The 23,189-nt window shown below is 38.7% G+C and carries 21 protein-coding genes; 11 read left to right on the top strand and 10 right to left on the bottom strand.

Going from position 1 to position 23,189, the window contains the following annotated elements:
* Nucleotides 1-16 precede the first annotated feature (16 nt).
* A complete protein-coding gene (locus ACFSKV_RS06000; RefSeq protein WP_380801010.1) occupies nt 17-625 on the top strand; it encodes a hypothetical protein in 609 nt (202 codons plus the stop codon).
* Nucleotides 626-697: 72 nt separating this feature from the next.
* Complete coding sequence (locus ACFSKV_RS05995; protein ID WP_380801009.1) at nt 698-1,126, top strand: hypothetical protein; 429 nt, start codon at nt 698-700, stop codon at nt 1,124-1,126.
* A 188-nt stretch (nt 1,127-1,314) separates the two neighbouring features.
* On the opposite strand, the gene ACFSKV_RS05990 is transcribed toward ACFSKV_RS05995, so the two are convergent.
* Nucleotides 1,315-1,827, bottom strand: coding sequence for a hypothetical protein (locus ACFSKV_RS05990; RefSeq protein ID WP_380801008.1), 513 nt, complete (start codon nt 1,825-1,827; stop codon nt 1,315-1,317).
* Nucleotides 1,828-1,966: 139 nt separating this feature from the next.
* On the opposite strand from ACFSKV_RS05990, the gene ACFSKV_RS05985 reads away from it, so the two are divergent.
* Both ACFSKV_RS05985 and ACFSKV_RS05980 read left to right on the top strand, forming a co-directional pair.
* A complete protein-coding gene (locus tag ACFSKV_RS05985) occupies nt 1,967-3,559 on the top strand; it encodes an ATP-dependent DNA ligase (protein WP_380801007.1) in 1,593 nt (530 codons plus the stop codon).
* Nucleotides 3,549-6,002 (top strand): ligase-associated DNA damage response DEXH box helicase, encoded by a 2,454-nt coding sequence (locus ACFSKV_RS05980; protein ID WP_380801006.1) that lies wholly within the window; start codon nt 3,549-3,551, stop codon nt 6,000-6,002. The genes ACFSKV_RS05985 and ACFSKV_RS05980 overlap by 11 nt, the downstream gene beginning before the upstream one ends.
* Before the next feature lies 1 nt (nt 6,003).
* Here ACFSKV_RS05980 and ACFSKV_RS05975 read toward each other — a convergent pair whose 3' ends face one another.
* The 7 genes from ACFSKV_RS05975 to ACFSKV_RS05945 all read right to left on the bottom strand — a co-directional run bounded on the left by ACFSKV_RS05975 (nt 6,004) and on the right by ACFSKV_RS05945 (nt 12,825).
* On the bottom strand, nt 6,004-7,455 hold the full coding sequence (locus tag ACFSKV_RS05975; protein WP_380801005.1) for a TrkH family potassium uptake protein: 1,452 nt from the start codon (nt 7,453-7,455) through the stop codon (nt 6,004-6,006).
* Between the two features lies 1 nt (nt 7,456).
* The gene (gene trkA, locus ACFSKV_RS05970) at nt 7,457-8,797 is read right to left on the bottom strand and encodes a Trk system potassium transporter TrkA (RefSeq protein WP_380801004.1); all 1,341 of its coding nucleotides are present in this window, start codon (nt 8,795-8,797) and stop codon (nt 7,457-7,459) included.
* A gap of 105 nt (nt 8,798-8,902) precedes the next feature.
* Complete coding sequence (locus ACFSKV_RS05965) at nt 8,903-9,562, bottom strand: tetratricopeptide repeat protein (RefSeq protein ID WP_380801003.1); 660 nt, start codon at nt 9,560-9,562, stop codon at nt 8,903-8,905.
* 42 nt (nt 9,563-9,604) lie between these two features.
* Nucleotides 9,605-10,855, bottom strand: a complete 1,251-nt coding sequence (locus tag ACFSKV_RS05960) for a DNA recombination protein RmuC (protein WP_380801002.1) — start codon at nt 10,853-10,855, stop codon at nt 9,605-9,607.
* On the bottom strand, nt 10,845-11,864 hold the full coding sequence (locus tag ACFSKV_RS05955; protein ID WP_380801000.1) for an alpha/beta fold hydrolase: 1,020 nt from the start codon (nt 11,862-11,864) through the stop codon (nt 10,845-10,847). Before ACFSKV_RS05955 ends, ACFSKV_RS05960 begins: the two co-directional genes overlap by 11 nt.
* Before the next feature lie 71 nt (nt 11,865-11,935).
* Complete coding sequence (locus ACFSKV_RS05950) at nt 11,936-12,343, bottom strand: DUF4332 domain-containing protein (RefSeq protein ID WP_380800999.1); 408 nt, start codon at nt 12,341-12,343, stop codon at nt 11,936-11,938.
* Between the two features lie 29 nt (nt 12,344-12,372).
* The gene (locus tag ACFSKV_RS05945) at nt 12,373-12,825 is read right to left on the bottom strand and encodes a DUF937 domain-containing protein (RefSeq protein WP_380800997.1); all 453 of its coding nucleotides are present in this window, start codon (nt 12,823-12,825) and stop codon (nt 12,373-12,375) included.
* Between the two features lie 284 nt (nt 12,826-13,109).
* Here ACFSKV_RS05945 and ACFSKV_RS05940 point away from each other — a divergent pair, with 284 nt between their 5' ends.
* Nucleotides 13,110-13,820: a molecular chaperone DnaJ gene (locus ACFSKV_RS05940; RefSeq protein ID WP_380800996.1), complete on the top strand. Its 711-nt coding sequence runs from the start codon at nt 13,110-13,112 to the stop codon at nt 13,818-13,820.
* A gap of 105 nt (nt 13,821-13,925) precedes the next feature.
* Here ACFSKV_RS05940 and ACFSKV_RS05935 read toward each other — a convergent pair whose 3' ends face one another.
* Together ACFSKV_RS05935 and ACFSKV_RS05930 are read right to left on the bottom strand one after the other, a co-directional pair.
* Nucleotides 13,926-14,378: a DsrE family protein gene (locus ACFSKV_RS05935; protein WP_380800994.1), complete on the bottom strand. Its 453-nt coding sequence runs from the start codon at nt 14,376-14,378 to the stop codon at nt 13,926-13,928.
* Between the two features lie 173 nt (nt 14,379-14,551).
* The gene (locus ACFSKV_RS05930) at nt 14,552-15,184 is read right to left on the bottom strand and encodes a Crp/Fnr family transcriptional regulator (RefSeq protein WP_380800993.1); all 633 of its coding nucleotides are present in this window, start codon (nt 15,182-15,184) and stop codon (nt 14,552-14,554) included.
* Between the two features lie 287 nt (nt 15,185-15,471).
* Between ACFSKV_RS05930 and ACFSKV_RS05925 the strand changes: the two genes are divergently transcribed.
* From ACFSKV_RS05925 to ACFSKV_RS05900, 6 genes are all read left to right on the top strand, one after another.
* Nucleotides 15,472-16,806: a YfcC family protein gene (locus ACFSKV_RS05925; protein WP_380800992.1), complete on the top strand. Its 1,335-nt coding sequence runs from the start codon at nt 15,472-15,474 to the stop codon at nt 16,804-16,806.
* Between the two features lie 306 nt (nt 16,807-17,112).
* Nucleotides 17,113-18,150: a patatin-like phospholipase family protein gene (locus tag ACFSKV_RS05920; RefSeq protein WP_380800991.1), complete on the top strand. Its 1,038-nt coding sequence runs from the start codon at nt 17,113-17,115 to the stop codon at nt 18,148-18,150.
* Nucleotides 18,140-19,159, top strand: a complete 1,020-nt coding sequence (mgrA, locus tag ACFSKV_RS05915; RefSeq protein WP_380800989.1) for an L-glyceraldehyde 3-phosphate reductase — start codon at nt 18,140-18,142, stop codon at nt 19,157-19,159. The genes ACFSKV_RS05920 and mgrA overlap by 11 nt, the downstream gene beginning before the upstream one ends.
* Nucleotides 19,160-19,455: 296 nt before the next feature.
* On the top strand, nt 19,456-20,703 hold the full coding sequence (locus tag ACFSKV_RS05910; protein ID WP_380800988.1) for a neutral/alkaline non-lysosomal ceramidase N-terminal domain-containing protein: 1,248 nt from the start codon (nt 19,456-19,458) through the stop codon (nt 20,701-20,703).
* 55 nt (nt 20,704-20,758) lie between these two features.
* Nucleotides 20,759-21,292: a DinB family protein gene (locus ACFSKV_RS05905; protein ID WP_380800987.1), complete on the top strand. Its 534-nt coding sequence runs from the start codon at nt 20,759-20,761 to the stop codon at nt 21,290-21,292.
* Between the two features lie 47 nt (nt 21,293-21,339).
* Nucleotides 21,340-23,118 carry an acyl-CoA dehydrogenase gene (locus ACFSKV_RS05900; protein WP_380800986.1) on the top strand — a complete coding sequence of 593 codons (1,779 nt, stop codon included), beginning with the start codon at nt 21,340-21,342 and terminating at the stop codon, nt 23,116-23,118.
* The last annotated feature ends 71 nt before the right edge of the window (nt 23,119-23,189 follow it).

Genomic DNA, 23,189 nt, shown 5'->3' with positions numbered 1-23,189 from the left:
ATTAAATTAAATAAAAATGAAAAATTTCAACATCAAACCACTTCTATTGTTATTCGCAATTGTATTTGTTTTTTCTTCCTGTTCCAGTGATGATCCGGTACCGGAAAATGAAGAGGAATTAATCACTGATGTGACGCTCATTTTTACAGAGCTTGATGAAAACAATAATCCCATTGGAACGCCTCTGGAATTTAAGGCATCTGATTCCCAAGGCTTGGAGTTAGGAAGCAGCCCAACTATTGAAACCATTGCCTTGAATACAGGTAAAAAATACCTTTTGGAGATTGAATTGTTCAATAGTGTTGAAAATGAGGATATTACTGAAGAAATTTTGGAGGAAGCAGATGAACATCAGTTTTTCTTTCTAGGAACTGCTTTTATCAGTTCTCCAGTTCTAACTTATACCTATGACGATGAAGATTTAAATGGAAATCCGGTTGGATTGAGAGGCTTTGTCCAAGTATCTCCGGCCCCTGGATTTAACAATGCCCAGTTCAGACTTATTTTAAGGCATGACCTGAACAAAGACTTCACTGGAGCAAACAACCCAAACTGGGAAAATTTCGTGCAGGCAGGAGGAGAAACAGATTTGGATATTACCTTCCCTCTGGTATTAAATCCTTAAGAAATAGCAAGGCTACTTTTAAATTAAGTAGCCTTTTTTTATATATTTAGGATCAATAATTATTCTATTTATATGAAAAGTTCTAAAATACTTATTTTATCGCTCTTGATCTGTTCCACCTTGTTTTCTTGTTCCGGTCATAAACATGAACATAGAGAAATTACCCCAGAACTAGAAGAGGCCAACAGCATTCACCAAAATTCCCTTGACTTAAGAGAAGAAATAATGGATTTTGAAAAGTCTCTCAAAGAGGCCGAAATAGAGTATACTGATCTCAAAGATGAATTAAAAATCTGGGATAAAGACATTATTGAAGTTCCCGGATTTGAACATTCACATGATGATGAGCACCAAAGGAAATACCATGTACACAATCCAAGTAAACCCTTTAGTGATGCCGAACATCTGGAATACCAGAAAGTCATGCATGATGAAATTGTAGCAATTCACGGAAAAATGAAGGTCTTATTGGCCCCAAAAGTTATGGAAGAAGAAGGGTGAGGAATTGTCAATAATAAATTACCAATTACCAATTACCAATTACCAAAATCCAAAATACAAATTCCAAAATTCAATAATTGAAATAAACCTGATTGATTGAGAGGTTTGGTAATAAAAAATGCTGTCTTTTTCGGACAGCATTTTTTTATATTAAAAGTATTACTTGTATCACAGAATCCTGAATTATCCTAGTAATAGGGAGAACACATGGTCATGTTTTCGATTTTGAAAGCTTGTGGACTATTGTCATTTTTTCCGATATTCCCTACAGATAAAATGATTTGATACTCCGGTCCAGAATCGGCAAGATGTACTTTCACATGCCCATCAAGATTTTTGAATTCATCAAAACTTAACTTTCTACCATCGGACAAATTCCCTAAAATGGTGATACTTTTCAGATCTCTTATGTCCACTGGATTTAATAAATAAGCGGTAGGAGAATCCTGATAGTCATAAGATCCAAAATGAAGATGGGCTGGGAAATAATAAGGATCTGTTTCTTTTTTCCCTATCAGTTCCACGGTGATTTCAATATCTCCATTGGCCATTTCCCTTGCATTGACTTTTCCGGTATAATCGAAGTCAGAGCCTTGATAAAGGTTGTAGATGAGCTCATTTCCTGTATAAATACTTTCTTCTTTTTCCTGACAGGAATAGAAGGCAATAGCAACAAGAAATAAAATTGCTAACTTTTTCATAGCAGTTGTGTTTTTTTAGTAATTACGCCCTCAAAGGGCATGAAGTTTTAATTCTTGGTTGAAATATAAATAATTTATTTTCCAATAAACGTGAAGCAAGTCACATATTCCCGTTTCTATCAAAAAACTTAATGTTTGTATGAGATTGTTTGCCGAATTATTTCTCCATCTGGATCAAAGCAATAAAACCTCAGATAAATTGGAGGCATTAAAATCTTATTTTTTGCAGGCAGATGATGAAGATAAATTGTGGACCATTGCACTATTTTCCCATAAAAGGCCCAAAAGACAAGTCAGTACAAGGTCGTTGAGAACATGGTGTTGTGAACTGACAGGGATTCCGGATTGGCTTTTCGAGGAGTCCTACCATACGGTTGGGGATTTAGCAGAAACTTTGTCCCTGTTATTACCTTTAAATGAAGGAGTTCAGGACCATCCCCTTCATTATTGGATCAATTATTTGATGGCATTGGACAATCTCAATGAGACCGAAAAAAGGGAAAAAATTATCCAGGCTTGGGTTTCAATGCGAAAGGAAGAGATTTTTGTGTTTACAAAAATCATAACAGGTGGTTTTAGAGTTGGTGTGAGCCAAAATCTGGTTACCCAAGCTGTAGGGGAAGCTTTTGGAATGGAAAAAACTGAAGTGGCCCATAGGATCATGGGGGATTGGAATCCTTCTACCATTAGCTTTGAGGAATTGATTTTATCAAAAAATAAGGCAGATGATCTTTCTAGACCTTATCCCTTTTATTTGGCCCATGCGTTGGATAAAGAATCTTCTGAACTGGGAACTGTTGGGGAATGGCAGGTGGAATGGAAATGGGATGGAATCCGGGGACAGGTCATCCAAAGGAAGGGTTCTGTATTTATTTGGTCCAGAGGAGAGGAACTGGTTACAGAAAAATTTCCGGAATTAATGGATATGGCTTCCCAATTGCCCGATGGAACGGTCTTGGACGGAGAAATTCTTACTTTCAAGAACGGTAAACCCCTCCCCTTTTCTTTGCTCCAAACCAGAATTGGAAGGAAAAATTTAAGTAAAAAAATCTTAGTGGATGCCCCTGTCAGTTTTATAGCCTATGATGTACTGGAATTCTCAGGGAAAGATTTAAGGAATATCCCTATGAAGGAAAGAAGGTTGATCTTAGAGCAAGAAGTTTTTAGGCTGAACCATGAAAAACTGATCATCTCTCCTCTAATTAGGGCGGAAGATTGGGAGGAACTTCAAAAGATCCATTTAGATTCCAGAAAAATGATGGCTGAAGGTTTTATGCTGAAAAAAACCGATTCTTTTTATGAAACGGGAAGAAAAAGAGGAAATTGGTGGAAATGGAAAATAGATCCCCTGACCATAGATGGTGTGATGGTTTATGCCCAAAAAGGACATGGGCGCAGAGCAGATCTCTATACAGATTATACCTTTGCTGTTTGGGATTCCGGTCATCTTGTGCCATTTGCAAAGGCCTATTCGGGTTTGACTGATGAAGAAATAAGGGAGGTAGATAAATATGTCAAGCAGAACACTTTGGAAAAATTCGGTCCAGTGCGGACCGTAAAACCAGGACTGGTTTTTGAAATTGCCTTCGAAGGCATACAAAAGAGCCCCCGGCATAAATCAGGAATTGCTTTACGTTTTCCAAGAATTCAGCGTTGGAGAATGGATAAACCCATAATTGAAGCCAATACGCTTGATGATTTAAAGGCATTATTGTCAGCTTATGAAAAATGAAGAACTGAGGATTGCCTTTGACTATTTTGAAAGGAAGGGATGGAAACCTTTTCCTTTTCAGATCCAGACATGGAATGATTTTTTGGAGGGGAAATCAGGTTTACTCAACGCGCCAACCGGGAGCGGTAAGACCTTTGCTTTATGGATCCCCGTTCTTTTGGAATACATTGCCCAAAATCCCAAAGACTGGCAAAGGCCCAAAAACAATGGCATCCAACTTATTTGGGTTACTCCTCTAAGGGCATTGGCCCAGGATATTCAAAAAGCCATGCAGGAAGTCTGTTACAGTATTGGTTTACCCTGGACAGTTTCTGTCAGGAATGGAGATACCGATTCCAAAGAGCGGCAATCTCAGAAAAAAAAACCTCCTGAATGTTTGGTGACCACCCCTGAGACTCTTCATATCCTTCTGGCGCAAAAAGATAACCAACTGTTGTTCCAAAACTTGAAAGCCATAGTTATTGATGAGTGGCATGAATTGATGGGAAATAAAAGGGGGGTACAGGTTCAATTGGCTTTGGCCTATATCAAAACCATTTGCCCTGGAAAATTCAGACTTTGGGGTATTTCAGCAACCATTGGAAACATGGAGGAATCCTGTAGGGTTTTGCTGGGAAAGGAACTGCCCATTCATATCGTCAAAGCGAAGGTCAATAAAGAGATCCATTTAAAAACAGTGTACCCGGATGAGTTGGAAAAATATCCTTGGTCAGGTCATTTGGGAATAAAACTGATTGATAAAGTCATCCCAATTATTGAATCGCATCAATCCCTTTTGCTTTTTACCAATACCAGGGCACAGACAGAAATTTGGTATCATCATATCATGGCCAAAAGGCCTGATTGGGCGGGATTGGTTGCATTACATCATGGGTCATTGGATCAAAGTGTTAGAACATGGGTTGAAGAAGCATTACATTCCGGTAAATTGAAATTAGTGGTGTGCACTTCCTCTTTGGATCTCGGGGTGGATTTCCGGCCCGTGGATGCGGTCATCCAGATAGGTAGCCCAAAAGGTGTATCAAGGTTTGTGCAAAGGGCAGGAAGGTCAGGGCATCAACCAGGTCTTCCCAGTGAGATCTATTTTGTCCCTACCCATTCACTGGAATTGATAGAAGCGGCAGCATTAAGGAATGCAATGGAAAAGGGAGAAATGGAAAGTTTACATACCCCGACAATGACTTATGATGTGCTTATCCAATTTTTGATCACCTTGGCTGTGGGAGAAGGATTTCGTCCCCTTGAAATATTTCAAGTTATCAAAAACACTTATACTTTTGAACATTTGAGCCAAGATGATTTTGATTGGGTTTTATCTTTTATCACAGAAGGGGGGAAATCTTTGGGCAGTTATGAGGAATTTTCCAAAGTTGAAGTTGATGAATCAGGGCTGTTTAGGGTCAAGGACAGAAAAACTGCCATGAGACACCGGCTTTCCATGGGGACCATTGTCAGTGACCCTATGCTTAAGGTTAAGTTTAAAAATGGTACTTATTTGGGGATGATTGAAGAATATTTTTTATCCCGGTTAAGACCTGGAGACCGTTTTTTCTTTTCAGGGAGAAATCTGGAGTTTGTGGCTATCAGGGACATGAGCGCAATTGTCCAATTGTCAACCAAAAAAGGAAATAATACCCCATCCTACATGGGTGGGAGGATTTCATTAACTTCAAAACTTGCGGGGAAAATCAGGGAAATCCTGGAAAATGCCTCCAAAGGCGTTTTTGAATCGGAAGAAGTGGCCTATATCGCTCCCCTATTAGATTTGCAAGAAAGACTTTCTTTAATTCCTGATAGCCAAACTCTTTTGGTGGAGAAAAATATTTCAAGGGAAGGATACCATGTGTTTTTTTTTCCATTTGAAGGGAGGATGGTCCATGAAATTCTCGGTGCCTTGATTGCATACCGAATCAGTGTGACTTATCCAATTAGTTTCAGTATAGCCATGAATGATTATGGATTTGAATTATTGTCAGACGCTCCGATTCCCATTGAGGATATTCTTGAAGAAGATGTTTTTTCAGAGGATAATTTAATGGAGGATATTTTGGTCTGTATCAATGAAAGTGAAATGACCAAAAGGAGATTTAGGGATATTGCCACCATTTCAGGATTGATTTTTCAGGGCTTTCCGGGTAAGCCTATAAAGTTCAGGCATCTTCAGTCCAATTCAGGTATTTTGTATGGAGTATTTGAAGACTATGATCCGGATAATCTTTTGCTCAAACAGGCGCATAGGGAAGTATTGGATATGCAAATGGAAAAAGATAAAATTCTGGAAGCCATCCGAAAAATCAACAGACAGCAAATCATCCTGAAAGTTCCGGGACAATTCACGCCCTTTTCTTTCCCTATTATGGTAGACAGATTGAGGGCACAGTTATCTTCTGAATCATTGGAAGATAGAATTGCAAAAATGAGAGCCCAAATGATTGAAGGATAAATTAATTGGCCCTCCAAAAGAAAGGGGTGAACAGGACCAAAATCGTAAACAATTCCAAACGTCCAAGCAACATCAAAAATGACAATACCACTTTTGTAAAAGGATCAAAGAAGGCAAAATTATCCATTGGTCCCACTTTTCCTATTGCAGGGCCAACATTACCCAAACAGGTTGCTACAGCTCCAAAAGAAGTCAACATATCATAGCCCATCAGTGCCAATACAATTGAGCCAAAAGTGAATATCATGAGATAAATCAACAAAAAGTTCATGATATGTGTGATGATTTTCCCTGTGACCCTGTCTCCATTTATTTTTAGAGGGACAACTGCCCTAGGGTGGACAATTCTTTTAAACTCCAGCCAGGAATTTTTGAAAAAGGTAAGATGCCGCACAAATTTAATTCCTCCAGCTGTGGAACCTGCTGATCCTCCAATAAATAACATCATGAAGAACAATAAAGTTAGCCCAACATGATATCCGGTGTAGTCAGCAGTAACGTAACCTGTAGTAGTTATCAGGGAAATTATCTGAAAAAGTGTATCCCTAAAAGATTTTTCCAATTCTTGGCCTGAATAATAATAAACAGGTATTGTTAGCAATAGGGCCAACAATATGATTACTGTTGCATAGGCTCTGAATTCATCTGATTTCCAGACTCTTGTGAATTTACCGGTTAATCCAAAATAAATTACTGTAAAGTTGGTTCCAGCCAGAAACATAAACAAGATAGCCGTATACTGAATAAAGGGGGAGGTATAATAGGCCATACTGGCATTTTTGGTTGAAAATCCTCCTGTTGCCAGTGTGGTGAGTGCATGATTGACGGCATCATAAAATGTCATTCCACCAAGATAATATAGCAATCCTGCAAAAAAAGTTAGTCCCATGTAGACAAACCACAATCTTTTGGCTGTTTCTCTGATCCTTGGATGTAGTTTGTCTGAAGTAGGACCTGGGGATTCTGCCACAAACAATTCTATACCACCAATTCCTAAAAGAGGAAAAATGGCAACCGTCAAAACAATAATTCCCAATCCTCCTATCCATTGTGTCATGGATCTCCAAAATAACACGCCTTTAGGAGTGGCTTCAATATCGTTCAGGATTGAGGCTCCTGTGGTGGTTAGTCCTGAAACGGTTTCAAATAGTGCATCGCTGAAATTGGTAATGGTACCACTGAAAATAAAAGGCAACATACCAAAAATGGACATTAACAACCAGCTTAATGACACAATCATGTAACCTTCTCTTTTTCTAATGTTTTGATCCTGTTTGGAGAAAGAAAAAAATAAAATTCCACCTGTAGAAAGAGATGCCAAGGCAGCATAGAGTAAGGCTTTTTCATCTCCACTTTCAAAATATAAAGCAAATGCAACTCCAGGAAGCATCAATAATGCAAGGAGCATCAATAATGCTCCCATAACTTTACCTATGGCTTTGAAATGGATCATATCAATGGAACAATTTTTCCAATGCAGTTTCTGCACCGGGAAGAGCCAGGACAATTACCTTATCATCCATTTTTAAAATAAAATCTCCGTTTGGAATAAAAACTTCTTCACCCCTGATTACCCCAGCCACAATAGCAGTATTGGGGAAGTATAGTGATTTTAATGGATTTTTTGTCACCCTATTGTTTTTGGTGATCACATATTGTATAATTTCTGCATCCACTCCATAAATACCGGATACAGCTTCCACGGTTCCTTTCCGGAAATACCGGGTTACCTGATTTGCCGCAACCAGTTTTTTATTGATCAAAGAATCCACACCTATACTATGGGAAATATGAATATACTCCCTGGTATCCACATGGGCAATGGTTTTATATACCCCATGGTTTTTGGCTGAAAGTGAGGTAATGATATTGGTTTCTGAGGATTCTGTCAAGGAAATAAAAGCCTCCATTTCTTCCAGTCCCTCTTCAATCAAAAGGTCTATGTTTTTGTAATCTCCATTGATTACCAATGTGTTATGTAACCTTTCAGAAAGCCATTTGCATCTCTCCTTATCTTTGTGCACCAGAGTGACTCGGTAATCATTTTCCAATTTTAAGGCTGTGGTAAATGCCATGTCATCCCCACCTATGATCATGACATTTTTAATGGTAACTTTTTGTTGTCCTAAAAGATCCACGATGGAGGAAACAGCCTTTTTATTGGAAATAAAAAATACATGATCATTATTTCTTATGACCGTATTGCCCCTAGGAATGATAGTCATTTGATCTCTGACAATGGCTATGATTTTGACATCTTCAAAAATTGGATCATTTTTCATTTCTGAAATTTCTTTATTGACTAAAGAACAGGATTGGTCCAAAGTGATGCCAACAACATTTAACTTTCCACCCTCAAATTCAAAGACATCAGTAAAAGTTGAATTTTTGATCATTCTAAAAATCTCTCCACTGCAAAGCATAGTCGGTGAAATCAGGTTGTCTATGCCTAGATTCTGAAAATAAATTTTGTTTTCCTCCGCCAAATAATCATGATTTCTAACCCTTGCAATGACTCTTTTTGCCCCCAATTGTTTGGCAAGAATAGCAGCAAGAAGATTGGTTTTTTCAGAGGTAGTGACCGCCATGAACATACTTGTACCTCTGATATTGGCTGTCTTTAGGATTTCCAGGGAAGTAGCATCACCCAATATGGTCATCACATCTAAATGGGATGATACATTATCCAGAACATCTTTATCCAGATCGATCATGGTAATGTCCTGGTTTTCATAACTGAGTTGCTCGGCCAAATGGTAGCCCATATCACCGGCACCCGCTATAACAATATTCATAGTGAAAGTTTATATAACTTATCAACTGCCATTTTGAAAAGGAATGGCTTAAATCTCCGAAAAGGTAGGATGTTTTATAAGTATAGTCAAATAAACAAACGAAAATTATTGGCAAAAAGACTGTATATATCTTGGAGTCTGTTTACTGCCAAGTTCAGTAGCCATGGACCAATCTGTGCATGCTGCACTTTGATTATTTGTTTTATAATGGCAAAATCCCCTGTTGGTTAGAATATCTGCATTTTTGGGACTTAGTGCCAAGGCATAGTCATAATCTAAAATTGCTTTGCTATGTTGGTTTGTTTTAAGAAAACAATTCCCCCTATTAAAATAATAGGCCCAAACCAATGGGAAATCCTCCCCATTGATTTTGCTATAGGCTATAGCTTCTGAATATGCTTTAATGGCCTCGTCGAATCTGTTTTCTTTTTGGAGAAGGTTGCCCAAATAATAAGCCATTTCATCATCTTCCTTAAAAATTTCAAGTCCTTTTCTCAAAACCAGGATAACTTTTTCTTTTTTGTCATCCAATTGACTTCCTGCCCTGTAATAATTCAAATATGCAGCATGAAAAGAAGGATCCTCTTCAATTACTTTTTCCAGAATCCTTGCTGCAGATGCATAATTTTCCTTAGCTATCATGTCCACCGCAGTGTTGTTGACTACATATGAATTTTCCCTGACCTCTACATCTACTTCATAAAATTCCTGTGCAGAAGCGAAGTGAATGTAAAAAACATACGGGATAATCAGAAAATATTTCATGTAGGGAAATTGTGGTTAAATTAGTAATTCTAGGAGAAATGCTTATTCCAATAGTTTCTGACCCTCCTCCTCAGGCAATGCTTCTACCTCTTTTAACTTTCTTTGAATCACTCTTGTTCTGGTTCCAATCAAATGATCCAAATCCGTATGGGCTTCTGAAATCTTCTTTTGAGCCTTACTGATCAAGTCACCGAACTTATTGAATTCTGATTTGACCGCTCCCAATACTTTCCAGACCTCTGAACTCCTTTGCTGAATGGCAAGCGTCCGGAATCCCATCTGCAGGCTATTGAGCATGGCTGCTAAGGTGGTGGGACCGGTTACAACTATTTTGTAGTCCCTTTGTAAAGACTGGGCCAATTGGGAATCCCTGATTACTTCGGCATAGAGACTTTCCATGGGTAAAAACAAGAGCGCAAAATCTGTGGTATAAGGTGGATGTATATATTTTTGACTGATATCCAGAGCAGATTTTCTGATGGCCTTAAATAATTCCTGTCTTGCAGTTTCAATTAATATCTTATCACCCACATCATAAGCATCCAATAAGCGGTAATAGGTCTCTTGGGGGAATTTGGCATCAATAGGCAAAAATACGGGCTCATTTTCCTGACTACCTGGCATCTTGATGGCGAATTCCACCCTCTCAGCATTTCCCTCCTTTACCGAAACATTGAATGCATATTGATCCGGAGAAAGTACATTTTCCAATATCCCCTGTAATTGATATTCTCCCATTACGCCTCTTGATTTTACATTGCTCAGCACCCTTTTCAGATCTCCTACCCCTGTGGCAAGGGATTGCATTTCTCCAAGCCCTTTCTGTACGGCCAATAACTGCTTACTTACCAGCTCAAAAGACTGACCCAGTCTTGCCTCCAAAGTTTTTTGGAGCTTTTCATCGACAGTTTCACGCATCTTGTCCAAGCGCTCCTCTGTAGAGGCAAGCATTCTCTCTTGCTTTTGGACCAATTCCTGAAATTTTTCTTTTTGCAGTTCATTGAATTCCTGCACATTTTGCCGGAACAATTGTCCAAAATCTTTTAATACTTCAGCCTGATCTTTCGCATTGGCACGGAGTGATTCAAATACCAGGGAAAACTGCTGGATCAAGCCTTGTTGAATTTCTGAACGGTTGGCCTGCATCTGTTTTTCCATCAGGGTTCTGAATTCCAAAAGCTCATTTTCTAATTTACTGCTATTGCTTGATTTTTTGAATAATTGGAATATCAAGTAAAGAATCAAAATGAACTGAACTCCCAATACAATAAATATAACTGCTTCAATGGACATGACTGTAAAATTTTGGAGCTGAAAAATAATCCACATCCAATTGAATACCTAAAAATGATAAATAATCCAGGACAGTCTCTGTCGGGATTTCTTCCATAGGGACATGTCCTGCATTCTCATAGACTTTTAATATGGATTCTGGAATAGCATCTTCCAATTTTTTTCCATTTTCAAGAGGAATCCAAGTGTCATGGGCTCCCCACATGATCAGTACTGGCATGTTCAATTGACTGAAGTCAATATCAAAAGGCCTTCTGACTGTCAGACGATCCAAGGTAGCTTTCCTGTTTCCTTCTCTTCTAAGTAATTGATAATACCTGGTAACTTGTTCATCAGTAATTTTGCTGTCATCATAATAGACCTGACTCATGTTCCATTTGAAGACCCATTTTGGAGTACATTTGAGCATTAGTTTATTAAAAAAAGGATTTTGCGCTACTTTAAAAATTAAGGCTCCGGAATTACGGGATGGAGAACTGTTTTTACCTGTTGATTCAACTGCTTTTATCGGTGCTCCAACAGCGTCAATCAGGTTAAGTGTTAAAACTCTTTCAGGATGATCTGATGCCAGTTTAAGGGCCACTCCCCCTCCCATACTGTTTCCTGCGATATGGAATTCTTCAATGCCCAGTTCGTTGGCAATGCCAAGGACCAAATGTGCATAATCGTTTATGCCGTATCGCAATTGAGGATCAGGGCCTGTTAATCCATGTCCAGGTAAATCCATAGAAATGGTCATGAAATATTGGCTCAAATCCTTTTCCCAGTTTTCCCATGTATGTAGAGAAGAAAAACTGCCATGGATTAAAAATATAGGTTCTCCCGATCCCCGGACTCTTATATGCACTTTGATGTCATCTACCTTTAGAAAGTAGGAATTCTCATCCATATATTCTGAAGTTAACTTATCTAAAGGCAAGTCCGATCGGAAAGAAAAAATCAAAATAATTGAAATCAAAACAATAAGGACCAATGTTGATTTCAGGATGAGTAAGAGAAACTTTTTCATGGGCTGAATATACAAAAAGAAAAAAACCTGAATGTAGGGCATTCAGGTTTCATCTGTTGAACATGCTTAACTTAATGGGTAACCTTAGGCTCCATTAATTTGGCCTGATTGATGAAGTCCTCAATCTGGGATAATGCAGGAACAGCACGGGTCAATTTCTTCTGTTCATTGGTTTCTACCAACATCTTATGAAGATTGGCAGGATTTCTCATTTTTAATTCTTTAACCGTATCTACTCCGGTAGCTTTTAAAAGTTCAGCAAATTGGCTGGCAATTCCATTGATCCTGAACAAATCGGCCATATTGACCCATTTAAGGATTCTTTTTTCACTGATTCCAGTGGCTGCGGAAATGTCTGTTCTTCCTTTTTTTGCACCACCTTTTTCTAATAGGGCTTCTACACTGTTTATACCTGCTGCTTCTAATTTGGCTTTGTAAGCAGGGCCGATACCCTCAATCATTGTTATTGCTTTTGGCATAATTATAAAATTTAAATTGGTTGATGAGTTTATTTGAATAAGTTTCCTAATCCTCCTTTTAAGAGTGAACTTGCCTTATCTCCCAAAGATCCCCCTGCTTCCTGTCCGATCATTTTGATCAGATCTGCCTGGCCAAAGCTTCCACTTTTGCTATTGGTTAAAGTAGAAATAATTTTTGGTAAAACAAAGGAGGTTACCATACCGGCAATTTGAGGTGAAAGTCCAATCTTTGATATATAATTTTTGGTAAGATTGCCTGCTATAGAATCAAAAAGTGGAGATTTTGAAGCATTAGCCCCTGCATTCAACATATTTAAAATCCCATCAAAGTTTCCCGAAGTAACTTCTTTGCTGAGACTATTGACCAAGCTCTCTTTGGTAGTATTCAAGGCCTCATTTGCTTGGTTAAAATTCAATCCCACTTGATTTGTCAAACCGCTGATCAATTCTGGTGATAAATTTTTTAGGATGTCCTGAATCATTATATATTATTTTAAAATAGTAGAAAATTATATGGGTTGCCATTTAAAACCAGCAAGTGAACAATCATTTGAACCTTAAATCCTTTGTGAATTGTTAATATACATATTAAGCATAAAAGAATAAAGAGATAGTTGGATTTTTTCCACAGTTTCCTGAGATACAAATACACTTTGTATTTTAAATCAAAGGTCTTTACTTTGCTCATTAATAAAACCTAAAAAATGCCTCAGTTATCTTGATACTAAATTTCAAAAAGTCATTTCTGTCTATTATTTTATCAGTATTGACGCTATTATTTCTTTCTTCAGTCTCTTGTGCCCAAGTTGGCCCTTCTTTAGGGGGATCATCCCGACTTTTTAATAGTGCCAAAGCAGAAATGGAGAAAGGGGACTTTGAAAAGGCGAATACTTATTTTCGCCAGATCATTGAAAGCAATCTCCCCATTTCTCCGGAAATGCCCTATTATTTTGCTGTTACCCTATATGAATTAGGACAATATGATAACAGCCTTAATTTTATCCGAAGATATCTTCAAATCAATGGACGAAATGCCGAAAAATATGAGGAAGCCAAAGATTTGGAAAAAAAACTTCAAGAGCCGATAAAGGCGATCCTTGCCTGCGAATATTGCAATAACCAGGGATACCGTATTGAAAGTTGCCCCACTTGTGAAGGCAAAAAACAGATCAGTCAGGCCTGTGGCCTTTGTAGAGGAAAAGGGATGGTAGGATGCAACCGTTGCTTTGGGAAGGGGTTGTTGACCAAAAGAAATGTTTTCAATCTGGTGGAATACCATGAATGTGACAAATGCCAAGGAGAGGGGAAGCATACCTGTCCGACCTGCGACGGTTTATTGAATGTCATCGCAGCTTGTAAAACCTGTCAGGGTCAAGGCGTAGTTCAAACCGAAGAAATCTGTAACCACCAGGCTCCACCCAGACACATGTCCATGGCTTTTGAAAGGATTAAAGCTTTGCATGCTGAAATGGATTGATTTAAGGTTAAAGTTTTTATTCAATCACTGCCTGAATCGTTTTTTTTAAAAAACGATAATTCCTTATAGCGGCAAGAATTATTCTACCCAATATGAATGGGGGATTCAATAAACAAACATCCTGTCACTATCAACAGATAACTGAAGCAGTACATTAGGCATGGCAAACTCAGCAGGCTTGTCTTTTAAATCTGCTTCTGAAAGACCACGGGACTTGCTGGACATTCCTGATAAATAGAATTTTACACCAGCATTTACAATGGTATCATAATGTGCTCTCAGTTTACCGGTGCCAAGTCCTACCAAATTATCAAGTACATCATTTCGTAGTAACTGAACTGCATCTCCTGCCAGGAACATGGATACCGAATATCCTTCTTCAACAGCAGTCTTGGCCATAAGGAAACCTAATGCTGCTTTTGTGGGATTTTCAGGCCCACTGGTAATATGGATGAGAATTTTCATTTTTGATTCATTAGAAGTTCTTGTTTGAGCAAGTACATCGGAAGCGCCCAGGATTATCGTTGAAATAAACAATGCATGAATTAGCCATTTCATATTTCTTGGTGTTAAAGTGAATAAAATTATGCCACTGCTATAAAATAAACACCATAATAATAAAACAAGATTTCGAAAAATATATGTATCAAAAGATACATTTAACAAAATAAATTTCTCAAATCGCCAAAAACTCAATAGAAATATTGGTAATCAAATTCAAGAAAAAGTACTCAGGATATAAGTTCTATATAACCTCGATGTAATTTGATGAGGTTTTCTTGTTCAAATTGTTTCAGAATTCTTGAGATGACTACCCTAGTGGTCCCAAGTTCATTGGCAAGGCTTTGGTGAGAAATTGGGACTTTAGAAGAACCATTGCTTTTTTGGTAGCCAGAGAGATATTCTTTTACACGGACATGAACGGGTTTAAAGGCAACATTTCCAAAAGCGGTTAGCAATTCATCATATCTGCTTTTGAAAGTCGTGATGATAAACCTGTTCCAGGAAGGGTATTTGAGTTGCCATTCAGCAATCAAATGGGCCGGCAAAACAAGGATTTCTGAAGGTTCTACAGCAATTCCGTTGGCAGTGCTGTAATAATCAAAATATGCAGATGATAAAGACATCATGCAGGTTTGCTCTGGCCTTACATAATAAAGCAGTATTTCCCGGTCCTCGTTCTCTTGGTACACCCTCAGTAGTCCTTCAATGACAATTGGTAGGAAATTCAGGTATTGACCTTCTCTGACCAGGATATCCCCTTTGTTGGCTTTAATTAATTTCCCATGCTTCAGTATTTCCTTTTGAAGTTCAGGTTCTGAAAAAGATTTCAATTTTTTAAAAAGTTCCTCAGGTTTTTCCATTGCTAAATTCCTATTTTATTTTCCAATTTGATGTTATACTGTTTTCTAAAATGGGAAAATATCGATTTGCAAATATTTTATTGGAGAATTGACATTAAATTCCTGTGAGATTGGCATCGCTATATCTTGTAAAATATAAGGAAATTTCACAAAAAAATACAACCTTGGGTGTGTTTTTGGCTAAATTCCTCATTCACAATACCCTTTAAGCGGTATTTTATTTTGCTGTGATGAAGAATGCTACTATTTAAAAATATCTGTTATTTTAAACTTTTAAACCCATTCCTATGAAAAAACTTTCCTTCCCCCACCCCATGATCATTATGCTGGCTTTTGTAGGTCTGGCTACTTTAATGACCTATATTATTCCCGCGGGTTCATTTGAAAGGGTGATGGATAAGCAAACCGGTAGAGAAATAGTGGTGCAGGGCAGTTATCAAAAATCAGAAAATAAGCCAGTTGGTATAGGAAAAATGTTTCTGAGTGTGCCGGAAGGAATTATAGAAGGTGCAGAAGTGGTGGTGTTGATCCTGATTATCGGAGGGGCATTTTATGTAGTGGATAAAACAGGAGCTTTTCAGTCCGGATTGGAATCTTTGATTCACCGCTTTAGAAAGGCAAAGTCCTTTCTTCTGGTTATTATTGGTATTTTATTTGCCACAGCAGGTGCCTTGAATGGGCTTCAGGAAGAAATCATTGCCATGGTGCCGGTATTGATGATTCTGAGCCGAAAAATGGGCTATACTAAAGTGGCTGTCGTAGCGCTTTGCTTGGGGGCAGCTATTATTGGTGGGGCATTTGGTCCAACAAATCCATTCGGAGTGATCATAGCCCAAAAAGTAGCTGAAGTGCCTTTGTTCTCAGAGGGCCTATACCGTATGGTATTTTTATGCTTTGCGCTTATCTTATTAATCTTTTATATCATCAATCAGGGCAAGGATCCAAATGCGGATTTGGGAACAACAGAAAAAATTCCCGATAAAATGTCCAGAGCCCATAGTTTCATTCTTTTTTTGGTGGGACTGACTTTTGGTGTGATGATTTACGGATTGACCAACTGGGACTGGGATTATAATGAAATGTCAGCCATTTTTTTTGCTATGGGATTATCAGTCGGTATCATTGGAAAGTTGGGCATCAATGGAACAGCAAAAGCGTATTCAGAAGGTTTTGCCGAACTGGTTTTTGCAGGTATCATTGTGGGCCTTGCCCGAAGTATTTATATGGTCTTACAGGAAGGTCAGATTATCGATACCATCATTTATGGCCTATTCCAACCTTTGGAAAACCTTTCTTTGGGCTTATCTGCCTTTGGAATGATGATATCCCAGGCAATTTTGCATATCCCTGTTCCCAGTACTTCCGGTCAGGCCGTCCTTACCATGCCACTCTTAACACCAGTGGCGGATTTGATAGGGATGCCAAGACAGGTGGTCGTATTGGCTTATCAATATGGGGCAGGAATTATGGACCTGGTTACCCCAAGTAATGGGGCATTGATGGCAATTCTGGCAGCAGCAGGTATTTCTTACAAAGATTGGATTTCCTTTGCCTGGAAACCTATTTTGGCAATTTTTTTGGTTGCTGCTGTTTCTGTGGTAGCAGGGGTGTTTTTGATTTAAAAAATACAAATTCCAAAATTCAAACTCCAAACCCCAAGCTCCAAAATTAAAACTCTAAACCCCAAGCTCCAAAATTAAAATTCCAAACTCCAAGCTCCAAAATTCAAATTCCAAGAGATTAAACTCCAATGGCACTTATTGAAAATTTTGATATAATAATTGCCAATAGATATAGTAGTAGACATAAAAGGGAATTGATCTTGAAATTGAAGACTGAATTATGTGCGTTCTATTAATCCAGTTAGGAAATATTGTTTAAATTAAGGTCTTCTAATTTTCATTTGAACACCATAAATTTTTAAGCTCATGGGAAAGGTTGCTATTATATCCATCGATGGAGGAGGGATAAGAGGAATTATTCCAGGTACAATTCTTCAGATAATAGAAGAAAAAATACAAGAACAGACCAAAAATCCCAATGCCAGGTTGGTGGATTATGTAGACTTTGTTGCCGGAACAAGTACAGGTGGGATATTGGGTATGGGCATGTTGCTGCCGGATCCTTCAGATCCCAATAAACCAAAATTCAGGATGGAAGAAGTTGTTGGACTTTACCATCAATACGGGAATGAAATTTTTAAAAAAACATTCAGGCATAAGATCAGGTCTTTTTTTGGAATAAGGGAAGAAAAATATCCTAATGAGAATCTGTTAAAAGCTTTGAAAAACTATTTCGGGGATATTTATTTAAGTGAACTCCTGAAACCCTGTATTTTTACAGCCTATGATATTGAAAACAGAAATGCCTTCTTTTTTAAACAGGTCAAAGCCAAAGCTGACCCTTCATATGATTTTTTTGTCAGGGATTTGGCACAGGCAACATCCGCGGCTCCCACCTATTTTGAAGCAGCACTGATCCAATCAAGATCCAGTGAACAATTTCCTTTGATTGATGGAGGGGTTTTTGCCAACAATCCGGCCATGTGCGCTTATGCTGAGGCCAGAAAATATACATTCGGCTCCATCCAAAATCCAACGTCCAAAGATATGCTGTTGATTTCCTTGGGAACAGGATCAGTAAAAAAGTCATATCCTTATCAAAAGGCAAGAAAGTATGGACTTGTACAATGGATAAAACCTTTGATAGACATTATGATGTCCGGAAACTCTGAGACGGTTTCCCATCAGTTGAACTGGTTATTTGATGCCAGTGGCAATAATGAAGGGTTTATTCGGATAGAACCTGAACTTCAACCTAAGAATTCCAATATGGACGACGCTACAGAAAGTAACTTAAAAGCATTAAAAGAGGCTGCTATCAAATTTGTGGAGAACAATCCGGAAAAAATCAATAATCTTGTAGATAAACTCATTTCCAATAAATCAGATAACCATGAGAATTAACGATCACCAACCATTATCAACTTATGTGGCCAATGAAGCCCGGTATGATAAGATGGCGTTTAGAAGATGTGGAAAAAGCGGTATTTTATTGCCCCAGATTTCTTTAGGTCTATGGCATAACTTTGGGCATAATGCAGATTTTAAAAATGCAAGGACAATCCTGAGACAGGCTTTTGATTTTGGAATCACCCATTTTGACCTTGCCAATAATTATGGCCCACCCTATGGTTCTGCAGAAGAGAATTTTGGAAGAATCATGGATAAGGATTTCAGACCGTATAGGGATGAACTGATCATTTCCACCAAAGCAGGTTGGGATATGTGGCCCGGTCCTTATGGAAACCTGGGTTCCAGAAAATACCTGATCGCTTCTTTGGATCAAAGTCTGAAAAGAATGGGATTGGACTATGTGGACATATTTTACCATCACCGTCCTGACCCGGAAACTCCATTAGAAGAAACCATGGGTGCTTTAGACCATATTGTCCGATCGGGAAAAGCACTGTATGTTGGAGTTTCCCAATATTCTGCGGATGATACCCTAAAAGCATACAACATTCTCAAAGAGATGGGAACCCCACTGTTCATTCATCAGCCTCGCTATAGCATGTTTGATAGGTGGGTGGAAAAGGGATTGCTGGACGTTTTGGGAGGAAAAGGTATTGGGTCTATTGCCTTCTCTCCCTTGGAGCAAGGTGTACTGACCGACAAATATCTTAAAGGAATTCCGGAAGACAGCAGAATTGCCAAAGATGGTAGATACCTGAAAAAAGAACAGATATCAGACGAGGTAATTGAAAAAGTCAGGGCTTTGAATGTTCTGGCCAAAAAAAGAGGTCAAAGCCTTGCCCAAATGGCCATAGCCTGGTTACTGAAAGATGAAAGAATTACCACGGTCTTGGTTGGTGTAAGTAAGCCTGAACAACTGGCGGACAATGTAAAAGCCTTGGATAATATCAGCTTTACCAAAGAAGAACTGGATGCAATAGAAGGTATTTTAAAAGCTTAAAATATAGCATTTACTAAGAAGGCAATGACATCTTGTGCCGTCATTCTGAGAATTTAACATCTATGTTAAAGTACAGAAAAGAGGATGACATCAGGTGAACCGTCATATTAACCACAAAAGTCAACAAAAGTCACAAAAGATAAAGCTGGGAAACCGAGCCCTTCTTTCAATAATATTTGATAATCTTCTTTAATGGGTTTTATAAAGAGGTTAAAAATTTAAATCTTCAACTTTTGTTCACTTTTGTACCTTTTGTGGTTCATAAAAAAGAACCTAATTTAATTGTAAAACACCAAATGAAGGGCTATCTCTACTCCATTCTTCTATCTCTTTTATTTCTTTCCTGTGCTAGAAAGGAAGAAGCTCAAGTTCTCCAAGTAGGGGTATCAAAAGCTGTTATTAATCCTCCTATGGGCGCTTTTATCGCAGGAGATAAACAAAACAGAAGGTTTACAGGGGCTTTGGACAGTTTGTATGTAAAAGCAGCGGTCTTTCATGATGGCAACGAAAGTTTTGCCTTGGTGACGGTGGACTGTATTGGCTTACTTTACCAAGACCTGTTGAAAATCAGGGAAAAAGTTGGCACTATGGATTTGGCCATCCCCTTTTCTCCCGAAAATATCGTCATCAGTTCAACCCACACCCATGCAGGACCGGATGTGGTCGGCTTATGGGGGGAAGATTATACCCAAAGTGGTGTGGATCCGGATTATTTGGACTTTCTGGTTCTTACCACTGCACAACAAATCCAAAAAGCAGCTGTAAATATGAAAACTGCAGAGGTTAAGTACGGAATCACAGAGCATGGACATCAATGGGTTGCTAATATTTGTGAGGAAGAAATTGACCGATCGGTGACAGTACTTCAATTTGAGGATGCATCAGGTCAAAATATTGTATCCTTGACCAATTTTGCCTGTCATCCCACTTATTTAGATGCGGTTTACAATGAGATTTCATCGGATTATATTGCCGGATTTTATCAGCAAATGGAAAAAGAACTGGGTGGAGAACATATTTTCCTTCAGGGTGCTATTGGAGGTTGGATTCAACCAGTAGATAAAGGAATTCCTTATGCTGAGGTCCTCCAAAGAGGTACTGGATTGGCCAATGCAGCCATTTCAGCCCTTAAAGAAGGTCAAAGACTTGGATCTCCCACCTTGAATTTCCGAAAGCAAACAATTCAGCTTCCTGTTGAAAATGAGGCTTGGAAGCAATTGGCAGCTGGGGGTATCATTCAAAGAACAATTACTGATGTGGTAGAAACAGAAGTGGTCTGGTTTTCCATCGGTGAAGCCACATTTGCTACCCACCCAGGAGAAACTGCACCAATATTTGGCCTCCAAACCAAAGCCTTAATGCCTGAGGGGCCGAAGTTTGTGCTGGGATTGGGACAGGATGCATTGGGCTATATTGTAAAACCTGAATATTTTGAGGATCAATTCCTTCCTCACGCTCATTATTTAACCAGGATGTCTCTGGGAAAAGGTACAGGCAAAGATTTGATGAAGGTTTTAGAAGAACTTTCAAAAAAGGGTGAATGAAAGTATTCTCCAAAATATTTCTGAACTTTAAATTTTAACATAGAATTCAAAAGACATGAATTGGGAACAAGAATTGGATGAAATAAGTCAAAAAGTGAAAATTCAGTTCGGTAATTTGGAAAAAGAAAAGCTGTTCCAAAAACCTAATGAAAATTCCTGGAGCATAGCAGAAAACATCCATCATCTTATTCAGGTCAATGAAAGTTATTTTCCGATTTTCTCCCGCTTACAAAAGGGTGATTTACCTCAAGCTTTTATTGGGAAATTCTCATTTTTCAGAAACTTATTCGGTAATATGATCTATCAATCTGTTTCTGATGGAGGCAAGAAAAAAGTAAGAACTTTTCCTTTATGGGAGCCAAAAGCAACTGAGCAGTATGAAGATATCCTCCAAAAGTTTTTCGATCAACAAGAAGTATTAAAGCTCTGGATAAGACAGCTTAAGCCCTGGATTGAAAAAGAAGAGGTTATCCACTCTCCTGCCAATAAAATCATCGTATATACCCTCCCAAAGGCCTTAGATATTATTGTCGCCCATGAGAAAAGGCATCTGGATCAGGCGTTGAATGCTAAAGTTAGCTTAAACTGATTATTCTTGACCCATATCCAACATCAAAGCTTGAAAAAATACCAATCATGAATTTTTACTCCAAAAAGGACTTGCAATTCCAGTTGTTTGAAAACCATAAGGTTTTGGAATTGACAAATTATCAATACTTCAAAGACCACACAACTGAAACCTTTCAAATGGTATTGGAAGCTGCTGATAAGATAGCCAATACCTCTCTTAGGCCTTTGTTGGTAGAAATGGACAGAAATGACCCTCAGCTGGTGGATGGAAAAATCAAGGTACATAAAGGGATGAGAAAAATTGTACGCCAGTTTGGGGAAGATGGTTGGATCAATGCGACCTTTAGTTATGAGGAAGGTGGGCAACAACTTCCAAATACCTTGCACATGGCCACTGGTTTCATCTTTCAGGCTGCCAATTATTCTGCCTCAGTTTATCCTTTTTTGACCACTGGTGCCGCCAACCTGATCCGTACTTTTGGAAGTCGGGAATTGATGGAAAAGTTTACCCCTGATATGTATTCAGGCAAATGGCAGGGAACCATGGCCCTGACGGAACCGGATGCAGGATCATCATTATCCGACATCACCACTACTGCCTTTCCTACGGAAAAAGAGGGTGTCTATAAAATCAAAGGCCAAAAAATATATATCTCATGTGGAGACCATGATGCCTGTGAGAATGTTATCCACTTAATGTTGGCAAGGATCAAGGGTGCTCCTGCCGGTGTTAAAGGGATTTCTTTATTTGTGGTTCCCCAGAAAAGAGTGGAAGATGGAAAGTCAAATGATGTCCTGACGGAAGGTATTTATCATAAGATGGGTTACAAAGGAGCTCCTATAGCCCATTTGATGATAGGTTCTCATGATGGCTGTGAAGGATATTTGGTTGGAGAAGCCAATAAAGGCCTTGCCTATATGTTTCAGATGATGAATGAGGCCAGGGTTGGAGTAGGAATGAATGCAGCGGCTATTGGTACTGCTGCCTATTATGCATCTTTATCTTACGCAAAAGAAAGGCCTCAGGGCAGAAAAATAGGTGAAAAAGACCCATCTAAACCCCAGATTCCAATCATTCAACATGCGGATGTGAAGCGCATGTTGCTTTTTCAAAAGTCCATCACTGAAGGAGCTTTGTCACTGCTTTTGTATTGCTGTAAATTGGGAGATATTGTGCATGCCGCCTCAGGAAAAGAAAAAGAGGATGCTACCTTATTGCTGGACCTTTTGACTCCAATAGCCAAATCCTATCCCTCAGAAATGGGTTGTCTTTCCACTTCAGCTGCTGTTCAGATTTTAGGCGGGGCCGGATATACTACTGATTTTCCTGTGGAACAATACTATAGGGAAGCCCGAATCCACCCCATACATGAAGGTACTACCGGTATCCATGGTCTTGATTTATTGGGAAGAAAAGTGCCGATGAAAGAAGGCAAAGCCCTTCAATTGTTTGGAAGGGAAATAGCGATCACCATCTTCCATGCCAGGGAAATTAACAGCCTCTCAGCTTTTGCAGAAAAGCTTGAAAAATATTTGGGCAAAGCACAACAAACTACCCAGTACCTGCTGTCAAAGGCAACAGATAAGACAGATGAATTTTTGGCAGATGCCACATTGTATTTGGAGTATATCGGTATTTTGACTATTGCATGGCAATGGCTGAAACAGGGAATGACAGCGCAGGAACAATTGGAAAAAGGCCCTTCAGAACAGGAATTTTACCAAGGAAAAATCATGTGCCTTCGGTATTTCTTCGAGTACGAACTGGTCAAAATGGATGCTTTAGGAAAGCGTTTGCTTTCCACTGATATGCCTACCTTGGAGATGAAGGAAGATTGGTTTTAAATCCATTTGAAAAAAGAGGCTCGAATACCTTTTGAAAAATTTTAAACAATTAAGATTTGTCATATTTTCCT

The organism is Shivajiella indica (assembly GCF_042683085.1).
GTDB classification, from domain to species: Bacteria; Bacteroidota; Bacteroidia; order Cytophagales; family Cyclobacteriaceae; genus Shivajiella; species Shivajiella indica.
Note: the sequence above shows the minus strand (reverse complement) of the source record. Positions and strands in the feature narration are given on the sequence as shown.